This is a genomic window from Mesorhizobium sp. M7A.F.Ca.US.006.01.1.1 (assembly GCF_003997935.1).
GTDB lineage: Bacteria > Pseudomonadota > Alphaproteobacteria > Rhizobiales > Rhizobiaceae > Mesorhizobium.
The window spans coordinates 1-5,663 of sequence record NZ_RZQL01000314.1; the positions used below are offsets into that span (position 1 = coordinate 1).

General features: G+C 63.7%; 5 protein-coding genes. 4 read left to right on the forward strand and 1 reads right to left on the reverse strand.

Going from position 1 to position 5,663, the window contains the following annotated elements; genetic code table 11:
• The coding region (locus EN943_RS33235; RefSeq protein WP_164778510.1) for a LysM peptidoglycan-binding domain-containing protein at positions 1 to 1,311 on the forward strand (1,311 nt) is incomplete at its 5' end.
• Positions 1,312 to 1,338: 27 nt separating this feature from the next.
• On the opposite strand, the gene EN943_RS33240 is transcribed toward EN943_RS33235, so the two are convergent.
• Positions 1,339 to 2,130 (reverse strand): NAD(P)H-dependent oxidoreductase, encoded by a 792-nt coding sequence (locus EN943_RS33240; protein ID WP_127416168.1) that lies wholly within the window; start codon positions 2,128 to 2,130, stop codon positions 1,339 to 1,341.
• A gap of 94 nt (positions 2,131 to 2,224) precedes the next feature.
• Here EN943_RS33240 and EN943_RS33245 point away from each other — a divergent pair, with 94 nt between their 5' ends.
• The 3 genes from EN943_RS33245 (at position 2,225) to EN943_RS33255 (ending at position 5,536) form a co-directional block, all read left to right on the forward strand.
• Entirely contained in the window at positions 2,225 to 3,157 is a 933-nt protein-coding gene (locus EN943_RS33245; protein ID WP_127416169.1) for a LysR family transcriptional regulator, read from the forward strand.
• A gap of 67 nt (positions 3,158 to 3,224) precedes the next feature.
• Positions 3,225 to 3,557 carry a metalloregulator ArsR/SmtB family transcription factor gene (locus EN943_RS33250; protein WP_127416170.1) on the forward strand — a complete coding sequence of 111 codons (333 nt, stop codon included), beginning with the start codon at positions 3,225 to 3,227 and terminating at the stop codon, positions 3,555 to 3,557.
• Positions 3,558 to 3,655: 98 nt separating this feature from the next.
• Positions 3,656 to 5,536 (forward strand): ABC transporter ATP-binding protein/permease, encoded by a 1,881-nt coding sequence (locus EN943_RS33255; protein ID WP_127416171.1) that lies wholly within the window; start codon positions 3,656 to 3,658, stop codon positions 5,534 to 5,536.
• Positions 5,537 to 5,663: the final 127 nt, after the last annotated feature.

The window sequence follows — 5,663 nt, forward strand, 5'->3', positions numbered from 1 at the left end:
CCCGGCACCGAAGCGCGGCTGCCCCCAGCGGAGGTCCCTGCGGCTCCCGCCGCGGTGCCCCAGGCAACGGCACCGGCAGCACCGGCCGCGGACGCGGCGGCGCCGGCTGCGGCCGGTCCGGTCGCACCGTCCTTCGATGTCGTGCGCGTCGAAAGCAATGGCTCGATTGTCGTCGCCGGCAACGCGGCGCCCAACGCCAAGGTCGAGATCCTCAACGGCTCGACGGTGCTTGGCTCGACGGTCGCTGGTCCCGATGGTGCCTTCGTTATCATTCTCGATGATCCGCTGAAGCCCGGCGATTATACGATCGCGCTGCGCGCGACCACGGGCGATGTCGTAACGCCCTCGGTGCAGACCGCCGTCGTTTCGGTTCCCAAGGATGCGGCCGGCCAGGTGCTGGCCATGGTCGAGGAGCCGGGCAAGCCGGCCGAATTGCTGACCGTTCCGGCGCCCGAGACAAAGCCGGCTGCTCCGGCCGTCGCGCCGGCTGCTCCCGCAGCCGAAGCGCCCGCAACCGCTCCGGCACCAGCCGCCCCAGTGCCAGCCGTGGTCGACGCAGCACCGGCTCCTGCAGCGCCGGCGACGCCGCCCGCTGCAGGCGTGACCGAGCCCAAGATCGTCGTCGAGGCGGTCGAGATCGACGGCAGCAAGATCTTTGTCGCCGGCCTCGCCGATGCCGGCCGCAAGGTGCGCGCCTATGCCAACGACATCCTGCTCGGTGACGCGCAAACGTCGACGGACGGTCATTTCCTGGTCGAGGCGACGCGCGACATTCCGGTCGGCAGCTACACAATCCATGTCGACGGCCTCGATGCCGACGGTGTGACTGTTGTGGCCCGCGCGGCCGTACCATTCGAGCGAGAGCCCGGCGAAACGGTCGCCGCCGTGGCACCCTCGGAGTCGAAGCCCGTTCAGCCCAAGCCGGCCGCACCGGCCGCCGCCGAGGCGCCGGCCGCGGCCGAAACGGCCCCGGCCACGACGCCTGCTCCCGCCACCGAGGCTCCGGCCGTTGTGGCGGAGGCGACGCCGCCAAGCGATGTGCCCGAGACCGTGGCGCCCAAGCTTGAACATGCCGACGGCGCCGTCATCATCCGCCGCAATGACACGCTGTGGCGGATCTCGCGGCGTGTCTATGGCCATGGCGTGCGCTTTTCGACCATCTACCTCGCCAACCAGGACCAGATCAGCGATCCCGACCGCATCTGGCCGGGGCAGGTGTTCAAGGTCCCGGAAAAGTCGAAGGAAGGCGAAGCCGCCGACCTCAAGGCGATGGGCGAACAGGCAACGAAAGCGCCAGCCAAGACCAACTAGTCCAGGCCATCCAAAGGCCGACGTCAGCTAGTTCGTTGAGCCGCTCAGGTGCAGTTTGAATCCGATCATGTTCGGATCACCTAGGTCGGGGCGTAGCTTCATGCTCGGAATCAAGTAGTCGCCGCCATTCTGCCGGCGATAGGGGATGGGTTGCGTGGTCGCGAGCGTCCTCATCCTCTCGCGCAGGCGCTCGGCTGTGGGTTCGAAGTCGGCTTCACCGAAGCGGTCGACGCTGTAGACGACGAATGGCGGAAGGACGTCGTAGCCCGGGTAGTAGAGCATGCCGTGGTTGATCGGGAACAGCAGATCATCAATTGGTCCGTTGACGCCACGAGGGGCATAGTGCTCCTCCCAGCCGCCGGCGGTCACGATCAGCATTGCGCGCTTGCCCATCAAGGTTCCTTCGCCGTAGCGGTCGCCCCATCGTTTGTCGCTATGCTCACCCACACCGTAAGCGAAGCCGTAGGCGAAGACCCTGTCGACCCAGCCCTTGAGGATCGCCGGCATGGCAAACCACCAGAGCGGAAACTGGAGAATCAGGGCATCCGCCCATAGCAGCTTTGCGATCTCGGCCTTGACGTCCTCTGTCAGCGCGTCGGTCTCGAAAGACTTCTTTGATGCTGCGGCAGGCATCAGCCGCGCGTCCGGCGCCAAAACCGGAAAGTCGGCCCGATCAACCGCTGATTTCCAACCTTGGGCGTACAGGTCCGTCACCCGCACTTCGTGGCCTTGTGCCTCGAGTTCTCTGATGGCGACGTCGCGGAGCGCGCCGTTGAGCGAGCGCGATTCGGGATGAGCGAAGACAAGCAGGATTTTCATGCGGGGACTCCGAGGATTGAAAAACTGGTCCCTTAGCTAGGCAGTATCGACGTAATCCGCTACGCATTCGTAATGCATAAGATTGTGCCGGATAATGGATAAATCGGATATCACCCTCGAACGTATGCGCACCTTCGTTCGCGTTGCGGAACGGGGCAATCTGTCGTTGGTTGCCGGTGAACTGGGTATCGGACAATCGACGGTCACGCGGCATTTGCAAGAGCTTGAAGAGGCAGTGGGTGTGCCTTTGCTCAGCAGGACCACTCGGCGGGTCACGCTGACCGATGAGGGTAGCCGGTACTATGCTAACAGCGTCCAGATCTTGCGCCTTGTCGAGCAGGCCGGCGACGAAGCGCGGGGCGCACGTGGCGCGCCGGCTGGCACCGTCCGGATATCTTGTACGGCCGCTTTCGGGGTCTTGCACACCAGCCGGCTCATCTTCGCCTTTCAGGACCGGTATCCCGACATCGGAGTTGACCTCAGCCTCACCGATGAGCGTGTCGATCTCGTCCGGGAAGGCGTCGATATCGCGCTTCGCTTGGGGCCGCTCACGGACAGCTCGTTGAGGCTGCGGGCCCTCGGCCTATCGCGGCGCCTGCTCGTGGCATCGCCGGATTATCTGGCGATGCGAGGCAGACCGGCTGTCCCGTCGGACCTGTCTGGACATGAGGGCATCCGGATGTCGAACGTGGCGGGCAGTCAAACTCTTGCTTTGCAGGGCGCCGGAGGCGAGCGTCATATGGTGCCTTTCGCGGGGCGACTGCGTGTCGACCATGGGCTTGCCGCGCGCGAGGCTTTGGTCGCGGGTCGAGGGGTCGCACCGGCTCATCGATGGCTTGTCGACGATCTTTTGGCGGCGGGCCTGCTCGAGACGATACTGGATGACTATTCGCTGCCGTCCGCCCCTTTGAACATGCTGATTGTCCCGGAGCGCGCGGACGTTGCAAGGGTCCGCCTGATGGTCGACTTCCTGGCTGAACGGATTGCCGGCATCCCGGGGATCGAGAAGTCCAGTTCACAGCGTTAGCCGCTATCTGCTCTGCCCAGAAGAGTAGCTTGCGGCAGTGGCGACCATCGTTTATCGCCGATGGACGATGAGCGAATCCCTAGCTGAAATAGGTATACCCGGCTGCGCCCCGGACAGCCGAGCCGTTGCCACCCGGCTGGCAGCACTTTCGCACCCGGCTCGGATCGAAATCCTGAAATACCTGTCGACCAGCAACTCCTGCTGCTGCCGCGAGGTCGTCGACCGTTTCGATCTGGCGCAGTCCACTGTGTCACAACATTTGAAGATACTGGTCGAAGCCGGGCTGGTCCGGTTCGAACCTGACCGTCAGCGCTCGCGCTACGAGGTCGACCGTGCCGCACTTGCCGATGTCTCCGCATCGGTGGCCGCGCTCGTCAATTCCTGCTGCTCTGGCCGCTAGACCATGACCCCGAAAAGTGGAGCCCGGTTTTCTCGGACAAACTGTTTCAGTTTGTCCAGGGATCATGGTCAAAAAGACATAAGAAGAAGGCACTAGAAATGGCCGAAAAAACTGTCTCCGACTCCTCGACCTTCAAGACGCTGCTCAATCTGTGGCCCTATATGTGGCCGGCGGATCGCGCCGATCTGAGAGCCCGGGTCACCTGGGCGACGCTTCTGCTGGTCGTCGCCAAGCTGACGCTGGTCGCCGGTCCCTATTTCTTCAAATGGGCGACCGACGCGCTGGCCGGCGACGCCAAATCGGCGCCGCCGCTGCCGAGTTTCCTGCTGGCGCCGGTCATGCTGGTCGTCGCCTACAATGTCGTGCGCCTGGTGCAGCTTGGCTTCAATCAGCTAAGGGATGCGCTGTTTGCCCGCGTCGGCCAATATGCCGTGCGCCAACTCGCCTTCCGCACCTTCGTCCACATGCACCAGCTGTCGCTGCGCTTCCACTTGGAGCGTCGCACCGGCGGCCTGTCGCGCATCATCGAGCGCGGTACCAAGGGCATCGAGACGATCGTGCGCTTCATCATGCTCAACACGGCGCCGACCATCCTCGAATTCGCGCTGACCACCGGCATCTTCGCCTACACCTATGGCTGGAAATATGTGGTCGTCGTCGCGGTCACCGTCTGGGTCTATGTCTGGTTCACCGTCCGCGCCAGCGACTGGCGCATCTCGATCCGCCGCGACATGAACGACAGCGACACCGACGCCAACACCAAGGCGATCGACTCGCTGCTCAATTACGAAACGGTCAAATATTTCAACAACGAAAGCATGGAAGCCGAGCGCTTCGACCGCTCGATGGCACGCTACGAGGTCGCGGCGACGCGCATCTGGACCTCGCTTGGTTGGCTGAATTTCGGCCAGGGCATCATCTTCGGCCTCGGCACCGTCATCGTCATGTGCATGTCGGCGCTTGAAGTGCAGGCCGGCACGCAGACGGTCGGTGACTTCGTCTTCATCAACGCCATGCTGATGCAGCTGTCGGTGCCGCTCAATTTCATCGGCTTCATCTACCGCGAAATCCGCCAGGGGCTGACCGACATCGAGCAGATGTTCGACCTTTTGGATGTGCCGCAGGAGATCGTCGACAAACCGGAAGCCAGGCCGCTCGCCGTCAGTGCCGGCAAGGTCGAGTTCCGCGACGTGCATTTCTCCTATGATCCGAACCGCAAGATCCTGAAGGGCATCAGCTTCGAGGTGCCGGCCGGCAAGACCGTCGCCATCGTCGGGCCCTCGGGTGCCGGCAAGTCGACCATCTCGCGGCTTCTGTTCCGCTTCTACGATGTGCAGGGCGGCCAGGTGCTGATCGACGGCCAGGATATCAGGGACGTGACGCAGGAGAGCCTGCGCGGGGCGATCGGCATGGTGCCGCAGGACACCGTGCTGTTCAACGACACCATCGCCTACAACATCCGCTACGGCCGCATCGGCGCCAGCGAGGAGGATATGCGCAAGGCCGCCGAACTTGCCCAGATCGGTCCGTTCATCGAGCGATTGCCCGATGGCTACAAGTCGATGGTCGGCGAACGCGGGCTGAAACTTTCGGGCGGCGAGAAGCAGCGCGTGGCGATCGCCCGCACCATCCTGAAAGCGCCGCCGATCCTGATGCTCGACGAAGCGACCTCGGCGCTCGACAGCCACACCGAGCAGGAGATCCAGGCAGCGCTCGACCTGGTCAGCCGGGGCCGCACCACCATCGTCATCGCCCACCGCCTGTCGACGGTGATCACGGCCGATGAGATCATCGTGCTGCAGGACGGCCAGATCGCCGAGCGCGGCACCCATGCCGAGCTGATGCGCAAGCATGGCCTCTACGCCTCGATGTGGGACCGCCAGCGCGAGGCGACCGAGGCCGAGGAGCGCCTCCGCATCGCCCGCGAGGGCGACGAGCTCGGCGTCATCGTTCGCCGGCGCACGTCTGAGGTGAATTGAAGGTTCGGCGTGTGAGCTGATTTTTGCGCTTGACCTCAACTTAAGTTGAGATTGTAGGCCGTTCCTGGAGCCCAAAACACCAGGATCCAGGAACGGAGCAATCGAAATGAGCAAGACAAATCAGAAC